This window comes from Fulvivirga imtechensis AK7, assembly GCF_000331535.1.
Classification (GTDB): Bacteria; Bacteroidota; Bacteroidia; order Cytophagales; family Cyclobacteriaceae; genus Fulvivirga; species Fulvivirga imtechensis.
Map to the genome: position 1 here is coordinate 1 of NZ_AMZN01000036.1, position 17,789 is coordinate 17,789.

Here is a 17,789-nt window from a genome sequence, read left to right on the forward strand (position 1 = left end):
GATTGTGGCTTGCAGCTTGTAGCTTGTGTTAGTTTCATAGCCAGGAAAGCTTTACTAGTCCTTACAGGCTTAGTAAAGTAGCGTAATACTCACGACTCCATTTTGCCTACTGCCGATTGAGTTAATCGTTATGCGTTAATCGTTAATGGTTATTCGTTAATTGTTTGACGATTGATATTGCTTACAGCTATCCGTGCTTCCCACTTCGGTCTTCTGACTTCCGGCTTTTTTGGGTTACTTCCTTGCATAGAAAGCTTTACTAGTCCTTACAGGCTGAGTAAAGCAGCATTTTTGTAACTCAATACTCATGACTAAATACTCAGGAAGCTTGCGGCCCTCGATGTTTGCCAGCTATGCAAAGCTCAATTTCTTTTTTGAGGTAAGCTTTTCTATTTCATACCATGGTTTGGTATTGAGAATATTATCTGCAGTGCACCAGGCACGCCTGGCTATATCTACACCCAATGACATGAAAGAGCAGTCGTTATATTTATGGCTGTCTGTGTTGATCACGAGGTTTACTCCCGCTTTTCTGGCTTCGCTGGCTAATTCATCATTCAGATCCAGTCTGTCAGGTTGTCCGTTGATCTCAAGAGCTGTACTTGTAGCAGCGGCTGCCTTTATAAGAGCGGCAATGTCGACAGGGTAAGGTTCACGCTTGCCTATGAGCCGGCCGGTAGGATGACCAATGCAGTTTACATATGGATTTTCACATGCTTTGACCAGACGGTCGGTATTATTGCGGCTGAAGCCGGAATGGATAGACGCCACCACCCAATCGAGCTGCAACAACACCTCATCGGCCAGGTCGAGCGAGCCATCAGCCAGAATATCTACTTCTGCACCTGCTTTCAGAAAATCATTTCCTAACTTGTGGTTGATAACCTTCACTGCTTCGATCTGTTCCAGAAACTCCTTATCCTCCATGCCTCTTGCTATCCTGGATGATTTGGTGTGGTCGGTGACCGCAATGTAATCGTACGAAAAATTCTTCTTGACAAAGTCCACCAACTCATCCATCGTCTGGAGGCCATCGGACCAGTCAGAGTGCATATGTAGGTCTCCTTTAATATCCCGGAGTTCCACCAATTTTGGGATCTTACCTTTTAATGCCAGTTCTATTTCTCCATTATCCTCCCTCATCTCCGGTGGAATGTACTGCATTCCCAATTGGCTGTAGAGCTCCTCTTCGGTTTTGCCGGCTATACGTTTATGATTATGAATATTAAAAATACCATATTCACTTATCTTGTAACCTTTATCTCTCGCTATTCCACGCAGGTGTATATTATGATCTTTTGAGCCCGTAAAGTATTGAAGCGCTGCCCCCCATTCCGATTCGTCAACCATTCGCAGGTCTGCCTGTTTAGCATTTTCCTTCATGATTATACTCACGCGGGTGTCGCCCTTTGCCAGCACTTTCTGTGCTAATTTTGAGTCTGTAAAAACTGCGATAACCTTTTTCCGGTCTTTTATATTTACCGCGGCAAGTATATCCAGATCACCGATGGTTTCTTTTTTCCTGCGTAAACTACCTGCAAGCTCCACCCGTTTCACTTCAGGCAGCGCCTTCAGCAATGTCAGAAGCTTCTCACTAACTTCAAGCGCATCACACAGGAGCATCCTTTCCTCAACGTGCTTGTGTAGTTTCAGGCCGCGAAGCATATTTTCTACCTTTTTGGGACCAAAGCCCTTAAGCTGACCTATGCGGCCATCTTCCAGCGCTTTTACAACCTCCTCTTTTGTTTCAATATGCAGGTCCTGATGCAACCGCTTTAATGACTGCGGTCCAAAGCCACTGATATCGATCAATTCCATCAACCCATGTGGAACGATCTTTATGAGGTTTTCAAACCGGGTAACTGTGCCTGTGCTGGTAAATTCCCTGATATCCTTCTCAAGGCTCTCGCCTACTCCCGGGATATCCCTGACTGTACCATCTTTCAGGTAAACGGAAATATCGCCAGGTAACCCTTTAATAGCCTGAGAAGCCTTCATGTAAGCTATGGCCTTGAAAAGATTTTCTCCTCCAAGGTACCGGTACATCGATCCAAGATCATGGAGGATAGCAGCCAGTTGTTTGTTATGATCGGTCATAATGGTAAAGTCTTAAAATCCTTCATGCCTGGTTATCAGGAAAGTATGATCCAATTAAACACCATACATCAGCATCATCAACGATACATATCATTGGGAGTTCAAACAATCGTCATTGAAACACCTGCCTCTATACCAATATTTTTACAATTACAAACAACATGTATAACCACTGACCCGATGCTGGCGGGCATAAAGCTGCAGCCGGGCGGGATTGACCAATAAAGACAACCTAAAACTTATTTGTAAAACATTAAATCGTTCAGACATGTATCGACCATTAAACCCACAGTTGGAATATGCCTTTCCTGAAGGTGAGCTGAAGATCCCCGAAAAACCTTCTGCACTGATTATCCTCTGCCTCGGAGATGGAGACAGCAGGTTCTGTCCCCGGATGCATTTCATTACTCAACACCTGCAGAGAAGAGGGTTTGCAACCTTTATTTTCGACATGCTTTCAAGGGAAGAAAGCAAAATTTATAGCTTTAACCCTGAGCTGGCAGCACAAAAGCTGGTCAGGGTGACCCAATCGCTGGCGAAATTTCATGACCTGAAACATCTGCCCGTTGGCTACTTTGGTACAAGTAATGGCACAGCCGTGGCGTTGACGGCCGCGTCTGTACTCAAGACAAAAGTCAGCACGGTAATTTCATGCAGCGGAGCCCCTGCTTTAGCTATAGACCATCTTCATCTGATCAATATTCCGGTACTTCTTCTTGCCGGACAGTATAACTCTCCTGTGGTAACAGCCAACCGGCAGACCCTGCACAATTTGTCGGGATCTAAAAACCTGGCTGTAATATTACCCGGGGTTAGCGACTTGTTCGCGGAGGGAAAAACTCTTGAGCAGGTAACCGACATTTCTGGAGACTGGTTTTCAAAGAACCTGCCGGTGAAGAAAGCCGCAAAACACCGAAGACTTAAATTACCGGCATAGCTATCGGCAAAATGGCTTGGGACAATTAAATTTATTAGTCCAATGGACCTTTGAAAGTCATCTTTTACTGACGACCATCGTCATTTACGATGGCCCGGGATACATGTAAAATTGTCATAACGAAATAATCTTTTAAAGCATTTGGCTAAAACTATGGAAAAATTACCCCACACAAAGGTCCTGTTGCTGGAGTTAATCCATTCCATGCATGGCGCAGAGAAGGAGTTATGTGAAACACTACCTAAACTTAAAGACAGCGTACTTGCGCTTGACCTCAGAGAGTTTATCGAGAAAGAAGCTGCTGAAAAGAAGAAGCAACAAGGGCAGCTTGAGATCGTCTTTGCACTTCTGAGGGAAGAACCCTCCCGGATCTATGATGATGTGGTTCATTATCTAAGTCAGGCTAAAGATCACCTGACAGAGAAATATGGCAGAAATGAAGTATCAGACTCGTTGATGATCGTATTTAACCATGCCATCAGTATTTACCTGATCAATATGCATCAGAAAGCTATAAGTTATTCTTCTGTGCTTGGTTACAATGAGATCACGCGTATTTTGAAAAGGTCGTTACATGTTGAAATGGAGATGAAAGAAAAACTACGCATGTTGGAATGGTCACATATACACCTGGAAAGGATGGAAAGTGGTACCAATCTGGATCGAAATATTATTACTTTAAACTAACCGGTGATGTTCAAAGACAGAAAAGATGCTGGAGTGCAACTGGCAAAAGCGCTCGGCAAATACGAAGGTCAAAATGTACTCATCCTTGGCATTCCCAGAGGTGGCGTTGAGACGGCATATTATGTAGCCAAACATCTGAATGCAGAAATGTCTGTGGTAGTAACCAGGAAACTGGGGTATCCTTACAATCCGGAGGCAGCATTTGGGGCCATAGCAGAGGATGGTAGCGTGTATATTTCAGATGCGGGCAAACAAATGCTTGCAGATAAGGAGATTAATGAAGTAATGGAGCGGGAAAAAGCTGAGGTGCAGCGCAGACTACTGAAGCTCAGACAGGGTCGACCCCTACCTAAAATACAAGGCAGGACAGTGATCATAGTCGATGATGGTATTGCCACAGGAGCTACCTTGTTTGCTACCATAGAACTATGCAGACATAAAAAAGCAGCCAAAATAGTGGTGGCAGCCCCAATATCAGATGAGAGGATGAAAAGCATCCTGCACAGAAAGGCAGATGACGTTGTGATCCTTGAAACACCACCGTTTTACAGGGCAGTATCACAAGGTTACAGAGATTTCAGCACCGTTTCAGATCAGCAGGCCCTGGAATATCTTGACAAATGGGAAAAAGAATATGAGGAAGAGTTTTTGAATTGACGTTTGTTCATTTACGAGTTATTGAAATCACCTATTGACGAGTTTACGGCAGCAGTCCACCGCCATTTGCAGGTAAGTTTCACAGATATTCCGCCACTTTGGTTCCTCTTTCTTGTACTTTTTTTCAAGCAGATGGTGTATAGCCAGCCAGGCACGTAAAAATGCTCTTTTCGCTTTGTAAAATGTAATCAGCTCCTCAGGAACTTTATCCTCACTTTTCCATTCATAGGTATTAAGGAATAGCCGCCCTACGGAAGGTTCACCAAGAAGCTCGCACTCCAACATTAGAAAGGATAATTCTTCTGCCACATCCATTATTCTCAAACTCCAATCGAACTCAACCCTGTCGATAATTACCGGTTGTGGCGCCAGGCAAATGTGTTCGGGTCTAAGATCTCCATGACATTCGATGATCCTTTCCTCAGCAATTCTTTGGTCAAAAAGATCGGACCGGTGCATGATAAAATGAATAAGGTCGGTGGTTATGCTCAGCACTTGTGAGCGCTCCAGAGCAAACTTTTTTTGAAGGAGTTCCTCACTATTTAATTCAATTCTTTTGATAAGCCTCTGTCTGAAGTCTGAGGGAGTGAATGTAAACGAGTTTGATGTGTGGTAAAAATCCACAAGTTTTCTGGCTGCACGCAGTACCGATTCACGATCAGACGTTCCTTCTTTTATGACTACATCCAGCATGTATTCTTCAGGTAGGCGCTTCATCTTCACCAGCCAGTCCACTGCTTCTCCTTCCCCGTCCAGTTGCAATGCCCCCCGGTAAACCCTTAAAGGAATGACCCCCAGATAGGTATCTCCCGCCAAAGGTTGGTTAATACTGGCCTCTTCCATGCAGTACCGATAGCGTGACTCCAATTTCCGAAAATCCAGGAAGTCATAACGCACTGGTTTTTTCAACTTATAAACATACCCATCGGTAAGAAATACCCACGACATATGGGTCTCAATAGCCTCTACTGCAGATGTTCCCGGATAGGTTTCTCTCCGCCTCAGAAAATTCACCTTAGCATCCAGAGAATAAGTGGTCTCGCTCAGGGTTTTTATCTTACTCATTGCTAAAATTTAATCAATATCCATTAAAGAAACCAATGAACCCCCGGAATTTAGTCTCCTGACCACTTCCGCCAACATAGGTCCTATATCCAGTATAACCAGTTTTTGCCTATTTAAAGTTTCACTTAGCCGGTCATGACACATGCTGTTTGTAACAATGATCTTCTTCACAGCTTTCTCCTGAAATATTTCATCTGCCTTACCCACGAACGCTCCGTGCGTAGCTACAGCGTACACTGCCTGCGCCCCAAGCCTGTCACACGCAACCGCTGCCCTGACCATTGTCGTTCCCGTACTGATCAGATCGTCCATAATAATCACCGATTTTCCCTTCACATCTCCAACTACAGATTCACCGCTTACTACCCCTTTGCTCCTTTTTTTCTCCATGAAAGCAAAATCTATATCAGCTTGCATCACCCCGGACAGCCTTTCTCTGAATTGCTCTGCCCTTTTTAAGCCACCAAAATCCGGAGACATTACAACTATCCGGTCATTAGGAGTAAAAATGCTCTTAAAGTAATCTGCAAATAAATGACGGGCCTCAATGTGCTCTGTTTTACAACGGAAAGCGTTCTGGTAGGCCTGCAAATTGTGGACATCAACGGTAACGACCCTGTCAACCCCTACAGCCTCAAAAAGCATAGCTACATAGCGCATGGTAACGGGATCACGGGCCTTTGTTCTCCTGTCTTTTCTGGTGTAGCAAAGGTATGGAACAACTGCAGTTACGTTTTTTGCCCCACAGTCTTTAACCGTAGCTATAAAAAACAGCAACTTGCACAGTTTGTCGTTCACAGTTTGGGTGGCATCACCATAAAGCGAATGAACCACATATACATCTTCATCCCTAACGCTTACCAATGGACGGAGTTTGTGCTCTCCATCCTCAAAATTCCGTTCCTCCAACACATCAGGAATGATGGAAAGAGAATCCGTAATTTTTTCACCCAGGTGGCCGCTATCTAACGAAAACAAACGCATAACTACATTTTTACGATATCTAAACTAGCCCGCAAACCGGTTTTAAATGATAACAAAGATCATCTTCCAATAAGACTTTGGTTATTTCAAAACCCGGTAAACAGTAGCATTTTGGATCATATAAAATAACCGACTATGGGAACTAAAGTTTTAACAACAAGCCATACAGCGTTGAAAAAGAAAATGCTCGAGGCCGGAATAAAGAAGCATCAAAGCGTCATTGACGATTTCAACCAGAGCATCAAATCTATGCTGGCCAGCGAAGGTATCGTGAATGAGGAAGAAATGGACCTGTCGCAGCAGGGATTCAATACAGAAATCGTTCAAAGGGTCAATAACCTGGCCGATCAGTTAGAATTTGCCAACGAAGAAATGAAGCTGCTTTTCGACATGCAACCCACCATTGAATATGTACATAATACCGTGCAGCCTGGCAGTGTTGTTGTCACCGATAAGGACATCTTCTTCGTATCTGTTAGTATCGAACGATTCGAAGTAGAAGGCCTGAGTGTATTCGGTTTATCTACAGAATCGCCTATCTATCAGGAAATGAAAGGACTGAAAAAAGGCGATGTTTTTTCTTACAAAAAAACACGTTATAAGATCAGTGACGTATTTTAACATGAATACAGCCTGAAAAAAATGCCACCGGCTGGACAAGAGGAGCTTACAGCAATAGTATGCATCCGAAACAAGTGGTGTCTTCTACCTTTCTGTCCATGATATCTGACCGTTGTATTTCAGGTTCATCGCTTGCATTACCGCTTCGGATATTTCAGTAAACAGCCTGTTATTCTGCAGTTCGCTTGTAAATGCCGAGCGCAGGAAACGGTCAAGTTCCATAAACTCTTCAGCTCTGGAAGAAGAGGAAAGCGCTTTTCGAAATTTTTTGTAGTACTTAAATCTGATCTTGGTCTGCACACATCGGTTTTCCAGTAGCTCCTCGTAAAGCTCGAACTTATCTTTTTCCTTTAATTCATTGATATTACTTTTTTGAAATACAATAATTTGAAGGGACTCCACCTCTGAGATTTTCATAGCATCACAATATTGTTGATAGACAGACCAAAATGCCATCTTTTCCGACTCGTTAAGTTGCATATGTAACATCACTGTCTTCCGATGCTCAGCCCCCCATAGTTCGTAGATGATCTCAACCGAATCTTTAGGTACCTGTGCATGACTGACCATAGATACCAAAAAGAGGCAGCATGCTATAGTTATTTTTAGATTTTTCATTGTGTATGTATTTAGTATTGAGATATTAGTCTTGAGTATTGAGATTGTCAATCGTTACTCAACGCTCACGACTAGTCGTGACTTCCCCTTTTCAGCATCGCTGATTACCAGGTTCAAGTTAGCTTCTTTGTTAACATCTGTGAATGACAGATGTTACGAACTGGAAGGACTTTGATCAAATCTTGCCGGTGTTAAAATAATTATGCGAAGGAAAGGCGCTGATGATGGTCAAAACACTCGTGATTCCTCTAAGCATACTAATCTGAAGTATGACGAGAAGGCCAAAAAATTATAGTCAAGCAGATAGGAATTTCACCCCCAACCTATCACAGAAACAAATGACGGTCTCCCGTTATACGACCCTTGTTATACAATCTCAGATATCTAACTGGTGTCTCTAAGAAAACGCCAATGTTTGCGTTGCCTGGAACAAAAATAACTGCAACTTATACGGTACAGTACACTTAACTCAACACTGGAAAGGATTCTTCGTGCCTCCCCAAGGCAAGTTCTGGACAGACCGAAAGACTTAAAAAGGTTTTTTTAGATCTGTTTTCAGATTACGCATACAATTAATCTGTTGCTATGCCGAACTGACGTCTTATTATATTAGTGTATTGAAGTAATTCTATTGAACTGAGAAACCATGGACTCTGATATTTCCAGAACAGGGGTGTTTTTTTGTATTTCAAGACGAAACAAGGTTCTAAGTGCGTGATCCAACCTCATAAACTCTGTGGCCCTGGAAGCAGAAAGAGCTGAACGCATTTTTTTATAATGGCTTCTCCGAACTTTTGCAAGCACGCAGTCATTTTCAAGAAGTGCATCATAAAGCATGACTTTGTCGGATTCTTTCAACTCACCGACATACCCGGTTTGCAATTCCATGATCTGGAGGTACTCCACTTCAAGATCTTCAATAGCCTGCTGATAATCATCGTACACAGGCCAAAAGGCCATCCTTTCCGTCTCCGTCAACTGCATATGTAAATATATTACCTTCCTTTGCTCTGCCTTCCAAAGGTTGTACGTTGTTCTTGCAGAGCTATCGTCTACCTGCGCTCTACCTGTCAGAAAAGCAACCATAAGACTACATGCGATAGTGGGTATTTTAAGATTTTGCATAACCATAATTTTATACCTTTCAATTTACATCTTACAGGCACCAGGGCGAATGACGAATGTTATTAAAAACGGAGACTTTCTGTCGAGATGAGACCGAAGCAGACGGACGCCACAATTAATATCATACCCAATCCCCCCGGGAGATATAGCTCCCCCGGGCCACTCGGTAGCTGCTACCCCTCCGATCGGAAAACCATAACCTTCATGAACATCAGGCATCGCCATAGCAGCCTTGCAAATACCCGGTAGCGTGGCACATTTGTCAACTGTTGCAGGGACTTGTCGTTTCCTATCTCCGCCAGCAGTCTCTCAGAGGCATATACATGAGCGGGGACCACCATCCCTTTCCTCACAGTTTTAGGTAGTTCCCATAGATAGTCGTTTATCTTTATCAACTGGTCTTTCAGTTCCATTTTCTATATATCAAATACAACAATAGTCTCCAATTGCCCCAGGTCATTCGCCTGCATCTGAGCCTCGTAGTATGTAACTGCCTTAACGTCTTCATCAAATGATTTCACCCTGATGCCTTCCACCTCTCCATTAAGCTCAGTATCCGTTAACTGCTTTATCTGTAATGTGGAGAATACAGCCTTGCATATGTGTGTTAGGGTAAGGATCTCGTTGAGGAAATCTACCAGAAGGGTTGTAATATTTGATGAGCTTACTCGTATGATTTTTTTTTACATTCGGCTTCTGAGAGTCATACACTTTTTTTCAAAATAAATCCCATGCCCTCCAACCCGGCCTTAAACAATTCCTGTTTGGCAGGGGCTCTCAACCGCATGCGAATATCAGCGGTGTGTGGCAGGTACTGTATCGTTCTCATTGTGGAAGGCTAATGGTAAGCGTATAAAGTAAGAAGGCGGATGTTCAATCCGCCTTCCGATAACATAGTTTAGTGCCTTTTGCAGCGGTTATTCTATATTACCTGCACAACCAAGACCTTAGCAGCCAAGATGCTGTTTTTACTACAGCCAATCGGATATGTAGTTTAGTGCCTGTTAAAACACCTATATCTATTATCCTCACCTACTCGACTAAATAGCGTCTCTAAGAAAACGTCAATTTCTGCGTTATGCTCGTCCCAAAAAATGCTCACGTACCCCAGTACGCTCCGCTTTTTGGTACTTCGCAAGCCTTGATCTCGCCGTTTTCTTAAAGCCACATAGAGTTTTCTTACAAACACTAAATAAGAATTTGGCTATGTTTCGATATAAAGATACACTTTGGCGGGCTCGGTTGGCGGTGATGAGGATCACTGATCAGTAAGAGTTTTATCATATAGGTGGCGGGCCGTAAGCCGCAAGCTTTAAGGGATTAAGCGGAAAATCTGTGAAGTCCTGGCATTTAAAATACTATAAATTATCAGCATCCTGAAATTTTCGGAGAGGAACAGAAAATAATGGACAACTGTACGGGACTACCGCTTTTTGGCACTTCGTCCCGCCCTTTGGCGGGAACGTTTTCTTAAAGCCGCTTAGAGTTTTCTTCGATATAAAATGCTCAAAAAGGGCAGTCATCCTATTCCGAAGGCTTTAAGGCTTTCGGGAGAAGGATCTTCCTAAGTTGTTGGTAGTATACTTGAATTTAGTAAGATTCTTCGTGCCTCCCCGAGGCAAGTTAGGCAAGTTCGGGACAGGAAGAATGACCTTAAAAAGAGGTTTTTAGGTTATTTTTGGATATGAATACAATTTTTATCGGTTCTACTATATCGAACTCACGTTATATTAGTCTATTAGCTCGATAGCAAAAAAAGGCGGAGCTACGTCCGCCTTCCGGACAACATAGTTTAGTACCTTTTGAAGCAGTTATTCTATGTCGTCCTACATAACCAAAACCTTTCGACTAAGCAACTGCTTTTGCTGCAGTCAGTCGGACGGAATAGTTTCATACCTGTTACAGTACATATATCTATTATCCTGTTTACCTCAATCTCTTAGACTTTGACTATGTTTGGTATAAAGATACACAATATAACACTATTTTACCGATGACGGAAGTCACAAATTAATGAGGATTTTATCATTTGGGCAGTTCGTTTTCTACCTCTATATAAGTTCTTCTGTCCATGGTAATGTTTAGTCGTTTCATCATTTCACCAGGGTCAAATCCCTCCTTCCTGTATGCTGTCTGCACAACTTCCTTTGCGTTGTTCAGTGCTGCTTCACTCTCCCATTTGGCCACAGTTAGGTATATCCGATTTCCGTTATTGTCAGTATTTTTACAAACAGCATCTTCAACAAAGCCAGGTAGTTTTCGGATCAACTTTCTGTTTGCATTCATTCTTCCCACAAATTCGGCCTCTGCATCTGCAGGCACCAAAAATTTATCAATAAAAACCACCTGCTCCCGGTCGATTTTCTTTTCTATTAAGCTCAAGTCCGGAACAATCCCAATTTGCTGCAAAAAAGTTAACCTGTCTACCTGTACCTCTGAGCTAATGATCCTGTTGTCTCTAAATTGATAAATGGCTACACTATTTATCGAAATGGTTTTACCAGTAGGCTCAATATTCAGATACGACCCGGTATGGGTCCCGTATATCTGCAATTTGGCAAAAGCCATATTACCCTCACCTGCCATTGTCTCTATTTGCCATTGGATATCCGGTATAGTGCTGATAATGTCTATGGCAGGCGCCTTGAATGCCTCAACTCCTTTTTGCCCGTTTATTCCCATATAATCATCGGCTATAATATTGTTCAGCAATTCAAAATCCCTTTTATTCAGTGATTGAGTGTTGAGTTTTTCAATCAGTTCTTTGTTCTCCCTGACAGTGTATGCAGTGGTCTCCATATTTTTTCGGTTTTTATAGGTTTGATTTTTTTTCTGGGCGTTTAATGGTCCAGTAGCGACCAGTATTACCAGTAACAGATGTACTCGTTTCATTTTTTGTTGAAAGTTTGTTTGCTACAAAACTGTCAACAGCAAGAATGAAACTCTTGTAAAAAATCATTGATCACCAATAAACGGGTGCCTTGGCAAATTCAGTGGGAGTTTGACCTGTGTATAGTCTAAAATCTTTGTTGAAATGTGCCTGATCGAAATATCCGGCATCAATAGCTACTTCGGCAAGGCTCTTTTCTTTGAGCCTTGAACGGACTACGGATTGCATTTTTATAAGGTAGGAAAACTGTTTAGGAGAAACACCAACAACACGCCTAAAGCGCTTTTCGAAGGGATCGAGACTTATGTTGAGTGAAGCAGCCAGTAGCCGTATCCTCACCCTACCTCCTGCAGCACGCATATGCGCCAGAGCAGTCATAATCAATGGGTCACCCTGCTCATGATGCAATTTGGAGGTCAAAAAACTTTCGATCAGGTTTATCCTCTGATAGTTGCAGGAAGCATCTGCTAACCGCTCTTCTATAAATGATGTATCACTATAGCCAGTCAAATGCATAAGAGATATGCTGTCTTCAAACAACTCGTGAAGTGGCTCCTTAATAAATGCCCGGGCGCCTGCTTCCTTAAATTTCACCAGTACATTACCACTGCCATCTAAATAGTTGATGAGTCGCGCTGACTTTCGCATGCCTGTAACCACAGATGGGGTGAGTACATTCTTCACTCCATTTGCCGTGTAGCTGACATGCCCCTTATACCTGAAAGCTACAACCAATGAAGTACCCGGAAACACACGGTTCGATACCTCTTCAGAACATTCGATAACCACATATCTATCAATAAAAGGAGCCAGTCCTGCAGAAGGTGTGTAGGTTTGTATTGTCATGTTCTAATAGCTACACAAATGTGTACGTGCAGAGGCTTAATTGGTTTTGCAGTTGTGAAAGAGAGGAAGCTCAACATGATCATGATCATATTTCTAAAGTTGCTAACTTTTTATCTTTAACGCAGCTTGTTATATCAAAAAGAACGTTAAAGAAAAGTATGAATTGTAAAAATGACAGTCCCGGAGATCAAAAAGAGGAAGTTATCAATGCTGTAACCCATGGCATTGGCACCTGTCTTGCTATGGCAGGATTGGTGATCCTTATTATTCTTGCCGTTTCAAAAGGCACAACCTGGCATGTGGTAAGCTTCTCTGTATTCGGGGCTACTATGGTGCTGTTGTACCTGGTGTCTACACTTTACCATAGCTTCACCAGCGAAAAGTTAAAAAATCTATTCAGAAAATTTGACCATATGGCTATTTTCCTGCTAATCGCCGGTACATATACCCCATTTTGCCTTTCTTTACCGACAGGACTTCTCAGATGGATCATACTTGGTACAGTCTGGGGTTGTACCTTGTTGGGAATAATACTTAAGGTCTTTTTTACCGGCAAAAAAGACCTGCTGTCGACTATTCTTTATCTTGCTTTAGGATGGCTGGCCATTATAGTTATGAAACCTTTGTATGATTATATGTCACTTGAGGGCTTCTCCTTCTTAATAGCCGGGGGGATATTTTATACCTTAGGCACCATCTTTTATGTGAAGCATCAGATCAGGTATAACCACGGTATCTGGCACCTTTTTGTGCTATCAGGTACTACTTTCCATTTCTTCTCGATATTGACGCTGTTGTAGGTTGTTGGTGGCTGGTCTGGCTGCTGGTTTCTGGCTGCTGGTTTCTGGTTTCTGGTTTCTGGTGGCTGGTTTCTGGTTACAACTTTAAATGAACATACGAACAACTGTGAACTGTGAACTGCGAATTGCAAACTAAGACCAGGCTTTGTTCTTTTTGTCCCATGCTCATATTTTTTGCGTTGCCTGGAACAAAAATAACTGCAACTTATACGACACAGTACACTTAACTCAACACTAGTTCCAACTGCCTGCCCTCTTTGCCGGCTTTTTTATCCATTACCGCTCCTATCAGGGTGCCTATTCCCATGCCTATGGGCAACCCCAGGGAAAAGAAAGCAATATTATCAAGCATCAGGCCATACACCATCCCCAATGGCAGGCCAAATGCCGACATACCCAGGACCATCCACAAATTGCGGTAGTGATTTTTCGGAACGGTTTTCAGTTCTTTTTCAAGGTGATTAAGAATCCGCTTTTGAGAAGACCTTACTATTCTCAACAAATGCTGTTCATTACCTGCAAAAGAATTGATCTGCCGGATATCTCTGTTGATCGAGGTTATGATCTCTGTTGACAATTCTCTCTTTCTAAGCACCTCCAGAAGTTTTTCAAATTGTAGGCATTGTTTGTTTAATTTTCCACTACCGAAGTTTTTCCTTTCCAGGTTGTCTATAACCATTTGTATTTAATGTCTATAAGAAAACTCTAAGTGTCTCTAAGAAAACGTTAGGGTCAAGGCTTGCGAAGGGCCAAAAAGCGGAGCGTACTGAGGTACGTGAGCATTTTTAACGCAGACATTGGCGTTTTCTTAGAGACACTATTTAATAATTTTATTTGATGTTGCTAAAATCAGGGTTCAATTTAAACAAAATCAATGTAGCGAATAAATGATAGGTGGTTAGCGGTCTTATTTTATGAGTGAAGGCAATTTATCAAAAACAGAGGAGTTCTCTGTTCCCAATTTGTCGCTTAACAGTTTCCTTTCATACTGACGGGTCAAAGTCGTCTGACACGGGTTGGGTTCGCGGTTTGTAGCTGAAGTTGTCATTTCGTTGATACGGATTACTATTCTTCCTGGGGGAGCAATAACTTCCCGCTTCCGTTACGGTTTTCCAACTCTTTCCTTCATTCCAACCCATTCACCGCTTCCTGCTGGTGGGTTGCAAGATCAGCTTTCCAGCTTCTGATCTCCATTTTGAGTTGTTCGAACTTTTCGTCCAGCATCAAGTTCAGCTCATCGGCCAGGCCTTCTCCCTTTTCGCTGATGTACCTTTCGGTATCAGATTCTTTTTCAGAGGCAAACAATGCTCCTATAACCGCACCGGCAGCCATTCCTGCCAATACCCCCAATAACGCTCTTCCGGTTCTCATAACTGTTAATGTTTAGTGTTCTTAGTTCTAAAGCTATCACTTTGGATCTCATAGTAAAGTGATCTTCATCATAGATCCCGGATGATTTTTGTTGGCAGAACAACAACCTCAGGAATTTACGAGCTGTCCTTTTTCAAACAGTAGTCGCATAATTTCTTCCGCCACTTGCCCGGCAGAATTCAGCTTACCTACTTTTTTGGCTTTCTTAAACTTTTTTACCTGGGGAAAATCCGTTTTTTTTACTGATCTGATCTTCGCTTGCATAGCTGTATCCATTTTGTAGGGTTCAAAAAGTATCATCCTCACAGGATATGAGCAGTTTTCCTGTTCACTGGCAACACTTTGTGTAAACTGGTTCAATGCCGCTTTGGCACTACCGTAGCAGCTCAATCCACTGTATCCTTTCCTTGAAGCTCCCGAGGAGATATTGATCACGCGCTTCTCTATACGAAGGTCTGTTGTTTTTTCAATAAACCGGGCGGTTAAGATAAATGGGGCCAGCGCGTTGAGGGCGAATGCACTGGCCACATCCTGGCTGCTACATTTATCGATAGGCTTTATAGGTTCTATGGTAGCAGCATTATTGATCAGTGTTATAGAACTGGCATCATTAATATCGATGGCCGCAAAGGCATCATAAATGGCTCTTTCTACTTCATACCAGGCGCTGCCAAGGTTACAGGGAACATGTGATAGCCTATAGCCAAACTTTTTGGCATACTCCCACAGGTCGTAACTCTTTGTTCGGGAAATACCAACGACATGATTATGTGGCCCCAGTAGCTTAGCAGCCACTGCTTCGCCCAATCCCCTGGAAGCGCCTGTTATAATGTATACGTGCATATGTCGCCTTTAATGGGTTTGTAAGTGTCTTTTTTCATACTCGGCATAAACCTTCTGTATGCCTTCCCATAGTTCTATTTTCGGATACCATCCCATATGGTTTATTCTTGTGGTATCTAACAGCTTCCTTGGCGTACCGTCAGGTTTTGCCGGATTAAAACGCAAGCGGCCTTTGTATCCTATTACTGATTTGAGGAGCAGGGCAAGTTCATAGATGCTCAGGTCTTTACCGGTACCAACATTGATGATGCCTGGTTTACTGTAGTTATTCATCAAAAACAGGCAGGCATCAGCAAGGTCATCCACATGGAGGAATTCCCGCCTTACCGTGCCGGTACCCCAGATTTCCACATCTCTTTCATCTTTAGTCTTTGCTTCATGGATCTTCCGTATGAGGGCGGGTAAAACATGAGCATTTTCCAAATCGTAATTATCATTCGGACCATAGAGATTAGTCGGCATCAGGCTAATAAAATTGGAGCCGTATTGAGCGTGATAGGCCTGACACAGTTTAATACCGGCTATTTTAGCAATGGCATAAGGCTCGTTGGTGGGTTCCAGCGAACCTGTAAGCAGGGCTTCCTCTTTCATTGGCTGTTGCGCATACTTAGGGTAAATACAGGAAGACCCTAAAAAAAGCAGCTTACGTACCCCTGACTTAAAAGACTGATGGATCACATTGTTCTGAATAGCCAGGTTATCATAGATAAACTCGGCCCGGTATGTGTTATTGGCATGTATACCTCCTACCCTGGCTGCTGCAAGAAATATATACTCCGGTTCTTCTATTTCAAAAAACCGCTGCACAGCATCCTGTTCGCGCAGGTCCAACTCTACAGATGTACGGAGTACAAAGTTGTAATACCCTGCTTTTTTTAGCTTCCGCAGAATAGCCGAACCAACCATGCCCTGATGCCCTGCAACATATATTTTAGCGTCTAAATCCATTGTTTCATATTTATCATTCATTATTTTATCGTCTTTTAGGCTATCGTACTATTCATCATACTTCAATACTTCAACGCCATTAGACATTAAGATCCTATCTCGTTCAAATAGCTTCAGGTCAGCAGCTACCATATCTTTCACCAGCTCCTGCACGGTATATTTCGGCTTCCAGTTCAGGCTGTTCCAGGCCTTGGCAGGATCACCTATCAGCAGGTCTACCTCAGTGGGTCTGAAATAGTTGGGGTCTACCGCCAGCACTACCTTGCCAGGCTCCACGAAATGGTCGATGCTTGTGCTTTCTACCACTCTGGCGACCTCGTTCACACCACTTCCTTCAAATGCTATCACTATGCCCGCCTCAGCGAATGCCATACGGGCAAAATCACGAACTGTGGTACTTACTCCGGTAGCAATCACGTAGTCGTCAGGATTCTGTTGCTGTAAGATCAGCCACATGGCCTCCACATAATCCCTGGCATGCCCCCAATCCCGTTTAGCGTCCAGATTGCCCAGGTACAGCCTGTCCTGAAGCCCCAATGCGATACGGGCCACAGCACGCGTTATCTTACGGGTAACGAATGTCTCCCCACGCAACGGAGATTCATGGTTGAACAAAATGCCATTGCAGGCATACATATTATAAGCCTCCCGGTAATTCACGGTTATCCAGTAGCCGTAAAGCTTTGCCACTGCGTATGGTGACCGTGGATAGAAGGGGGTGCGCTCCGATTGAGGCACCTCCTGCACAAGCCCGTAAAGCTCCGATGTAGAAGCCTGGTAGATCCTTGTCTTGTTAGTGAGGTTGAGCAGGCGGATGGCCTCGAGTATCCTTAGCGTACCCAGCCCATCGGTATTGGCAGCGTATTCAGGGATATCGAAACTTACTTTTACATGTGACATAGCGCCGAGGTTGTATATCTCATCGGGCTGTGTCTCCTGGATGATCCTGATCAGGTTGGTAGCATCTGTAAGGTCACCGTAGTGCATCCTGAACCGCACATTCTCCTCGTGAGGATCCTGGTACAGGTGATCTACACGGTCCGTATTTAGCAAGGAACTCCTCCTTTTAATACCATGCACCATATAGCCTTTGTTAAGAAGAAATTCAGCCAGATATGCTCCATCCTGACCAGTGATACCTGTTATAAGAGCGGTTTTGTTTTTTTCCATGGTGAGACTTTTTCAATGTCAGTTTTGTCTGACAATAATAGGTACAGACACCTCGGTGGCTCAATGATGGAGGTATAGCGACTAAATGATTGTTGTCATCAACAGATTAAAAGAGTACTCAGATTAACTT

At 43.2% G+C, this 17,789-nt stretch carries 21 protein-coding genes; 5 read left to right on the plus strand and 16 right to left on the minus strand.

The window, feature by feature from the left end:
• Positions 1–351: 351 nt before the first annotated feature.
• Positions 352–2,097 (minus strand): DNA polymerase/3'-5' exonuclease PolX, encoded by a 1,746-nt coding sequence (gene polX, locus C900_RS10520; protein ID WP_009579824.1) that lies wholly within the window; start codon positions 2,095–2,097, stop codon positions 352–354.
• Between the two features lie 268 nt (positions 2,098–2,365).
• Between polX and C900_RS10530 the strand changes: the two genes are divergently transcribed.
• From C900_RS10530 to C900_RS10540, 3 genes are all read left to right on the plus strand, one after another.
• A complete protein-coding gene (locus C900_RS10530; RefSeq protein ID WP_040496462.1) occupies positions 2,366–3,034 on the plus strand; it encodes a dienelactone hydrolase family protein in 669 nt (222 codons plus the stop codon).
• Between the two features lie 153 nt (positions 3,035–3,187).
• On the plus strand, positions 3,188–3,721 hold the full coding sequence (locus tag C900_RS10535) for a DUF892 family protein (protein ID WP_009579827.1): 534 nt from the start codon (positions 3,188–3,190) through the stop codon (positions 3,719–3,721).
• 6 nt (positions 3,722–3,727) lie between these two features.
• Positions 3,728–4,378, plus strand: coding sequence for a phosphoribosyltransferase (locus tag C900_RS10540; protein WP_009579828.1), 651 nt, complete (start codon positions 3,728–3,730; stop codon positions 4,376–4,378).
• 27 nt (positions 4,379–4,405) lie between these two features.
• Here the strand turns inward: C900_RS10540 and C900_RS10545 are convergent, their stop codons facing one another.
• Positions 4,406–5,443 carry a hypothetical protein gene (locus tag C900_RS10545; RefSeq protein WP_009579829.1) on the minus strand — a complete coding sequence of 346 codons (1,038 nt, stop codon included), beginning with the start codon at positions 5,441–5,443 and terminating at the stop codon, positions 4,406–4,408.
• Between the two features lie 9 nt (positions 5,444–5,452).
• Positions 5,453–6,427: a ribose-phosphate diphosphokinase gene (locus C900_RS10550; protein ID WP_009579830.1), complete on the minus strand. Its 975-nt coding sequence runs from the start codon at positions 6,425–6,427 to the stop codon at positions 5,453–5,455.
• 135 nt (positions 6,428–6,562) lie between these two features.
• Here C900_RS10550 and C900_RS28340 point away from each other — a divergent pair, with 135 nt between their 5' ends.
• Positions 6,563–7,048 (plus strand): hypothetical protein, encoded by a 486-nt coding sequence (locus C900_RS28340; protein ID WP_009579831.1) that lies wholly within the window; start codon positions 6,563–6,565, stop codon positions 7,046–7,048.
• A gap of 84 nt (positions 7,049–7,132) precedes the next feature.
• Here C900_RS28340 and C900_RS10560 read toward each other — a convergent pair whose 3' ends face one another.
• The 8 genes from C900_RS10560 to C900_RS10580 all read right to left on the minus strand — a co-directional run bounded on the left by C900_RS10560 (position 7,133) and on the right by C900_RS10580 (position 12,527).
• A complete protein-coding gene (locus C900_RS10560; protein ID WP_157493992.1) occupies positions 7,133–7,666 on the minus strand; it encodes a hypothetical protein in 534 nt (177 codons plus the stop codon).
• Between the two features lie 609 nt (positions 7,667–8,275).
• The gene (locus C900_RS10565; protein WP_157493993.1) at positions 8,276–8,791 is read right to left on the minus strand and encodes a hypothetical protein; all 516 of its coding nucleotides are present in this window, start codon (positions 8,789–8,791) and stop codon (positions 8,276–8,278) included.
• 24 nt (positions 8,792–8,815) lie between these two features.
• Positions 8,816–9,016 (minus strand): RtcB family protein, encoded by a 201-nt coding sequence (locus C900_RS30830; RefSeq protein WP_342662392.1) that lies wholly within the window; start codon positions 9,014–9,016, stop codon positions 8,816–8,818.
• Complete coding sequence (locus C900_RS29365) at positions 8,965–9,204, minus strand: hypothetical protein (protein WP_009579834.1); 240 nt, start codon at positions 9,202–9,204, stop codon at positions 8,965–8,967. The genes C900_RS30830 and C900_RS29365 overlap by 52 nt, the downstream gene beginning before the upstream one ends.
• 3 nt (positions 9,205–9,207) lie before the next feature.
• Complete coding sequence (locus tag C900_RS29370) at positions 9,208–9,468, minus strand: archease (protein WP_083867478.1); 261 nt, start codon at positions 9,466–9,468, stop codon at positions 9,208–9,210.
• Between the two features lie 26 nt (positions 9,469–9,494).
• Positions 9,495–9,620, minus strand: a complete 126-nt coding sequence (locus C900_RS30375; protein ID WP_009579836.1) for an archease — start codon at positions 9,618–9,620, stop codon at positions 9,495–9,497.
• 1,196 nt (positions 9,621–10,816) lie between these two features.
• Entirely contained in the window at positions 10,817–11,683 is an 867-nt protein-coding gene (locus tag C900_RS28345; RefSeq protein WP_051052820.1) for an ester cyclase, read from the minus strand.
• 70 nt (positions 11,684–11,753) lie between these two features.
• Complete coding sequence (locus C900_RS10580) at positions 11,754–12,527, minus strand: helix-turn-helix domain-containing protein (RefSeq protein WP_009579838.1); 774 nt, start codon at positions 12,525–12,527, stop codon at positions 11,754–11,756.
• 158 nt (positions 12,528–12,685) lie between these two features.
• Between C900_RS10580 and trhA the strand changes: the two genes are divergently transcribed.
• Complete coding sequence (gene trhA, locus C900_RS10585) at positions 12,686–13,327, plus strand: PAQR family membrane homeostasis protein TrhA (RefSeq protein WP_040496465.1); 642 nt, start codon at positions 12,686–12,688, stop codon at positions 13,325–13,327.
• Positions 13,328–13,550: 223 nt separating this feature from the next.
• On the opposite strand, the gene C900_RS10590 is transcribed toward trhA, so the two are convergent.
• The 5 genes from C900_RS10590 to gmd all read right to left on the minus strand — a co-directional run bounded on the left by C900_RS10590 (position 13,551) and on the right by gmd (position 17,659).
• A complete protein-coding gene (locus C900_RS10590; RefSeq protein ID WP_009579840.1) occupies positions 13,551–14,006 on the minus strand; it encodes a hypothetical protein in 456 nt (151 codons plus the stop codon).
• A gap of 446 nt (positions 14,007–14,452) precedes the next feature.
• Complete coding sequence (locus tag C900_RS10595; RefSeq protein ID WP_009579842.1) at positions 14,453–14,698, minus strand: YtxH domain-containing protein; 246 nt, start codon at positions 14,696–14,698, stop codon at positions 14,453–14,455.
• Between the two features lie 108 nt (positions 14,699–14,806).
• Positions 14,807–15,541, minus strand: a complete 735-nt coding sequence (locus C900_RS10600) for an SDR family NAD(P)-dependent oxidoreductase (protein WP_009579843.1) — start codon at positions 15,539–15,541, stop codon at positions 14,807–14,809.
• Between the two features lie 9 nt (positions 15,542–15,550).
• Positions 15,551–16,489, minus strand: coding sequence for a GDP-L-fucose synthase family protein (locus C900_RS10605; protein ID WP_040496481.1), 939 nt, complete (start codon positions 16,487–16,489; stop codon positions 15,551–15,553).
• A gap of 48 nt (positions 16,490–16,537) precedes the next feature.
• A complete protein-coding gene (gmd, locus tag C900_RS10610; protein ID WP_009579845.1) occupies positions 16,538–17,659 on the minus strand; it encodes a GDP-mannose 4,6-dehydratase in 1,122 nt (373 codons plus the stop codon).
• Between the last annotated feature and the right edge of the window lie 130 nt (positions 17,660–17,789).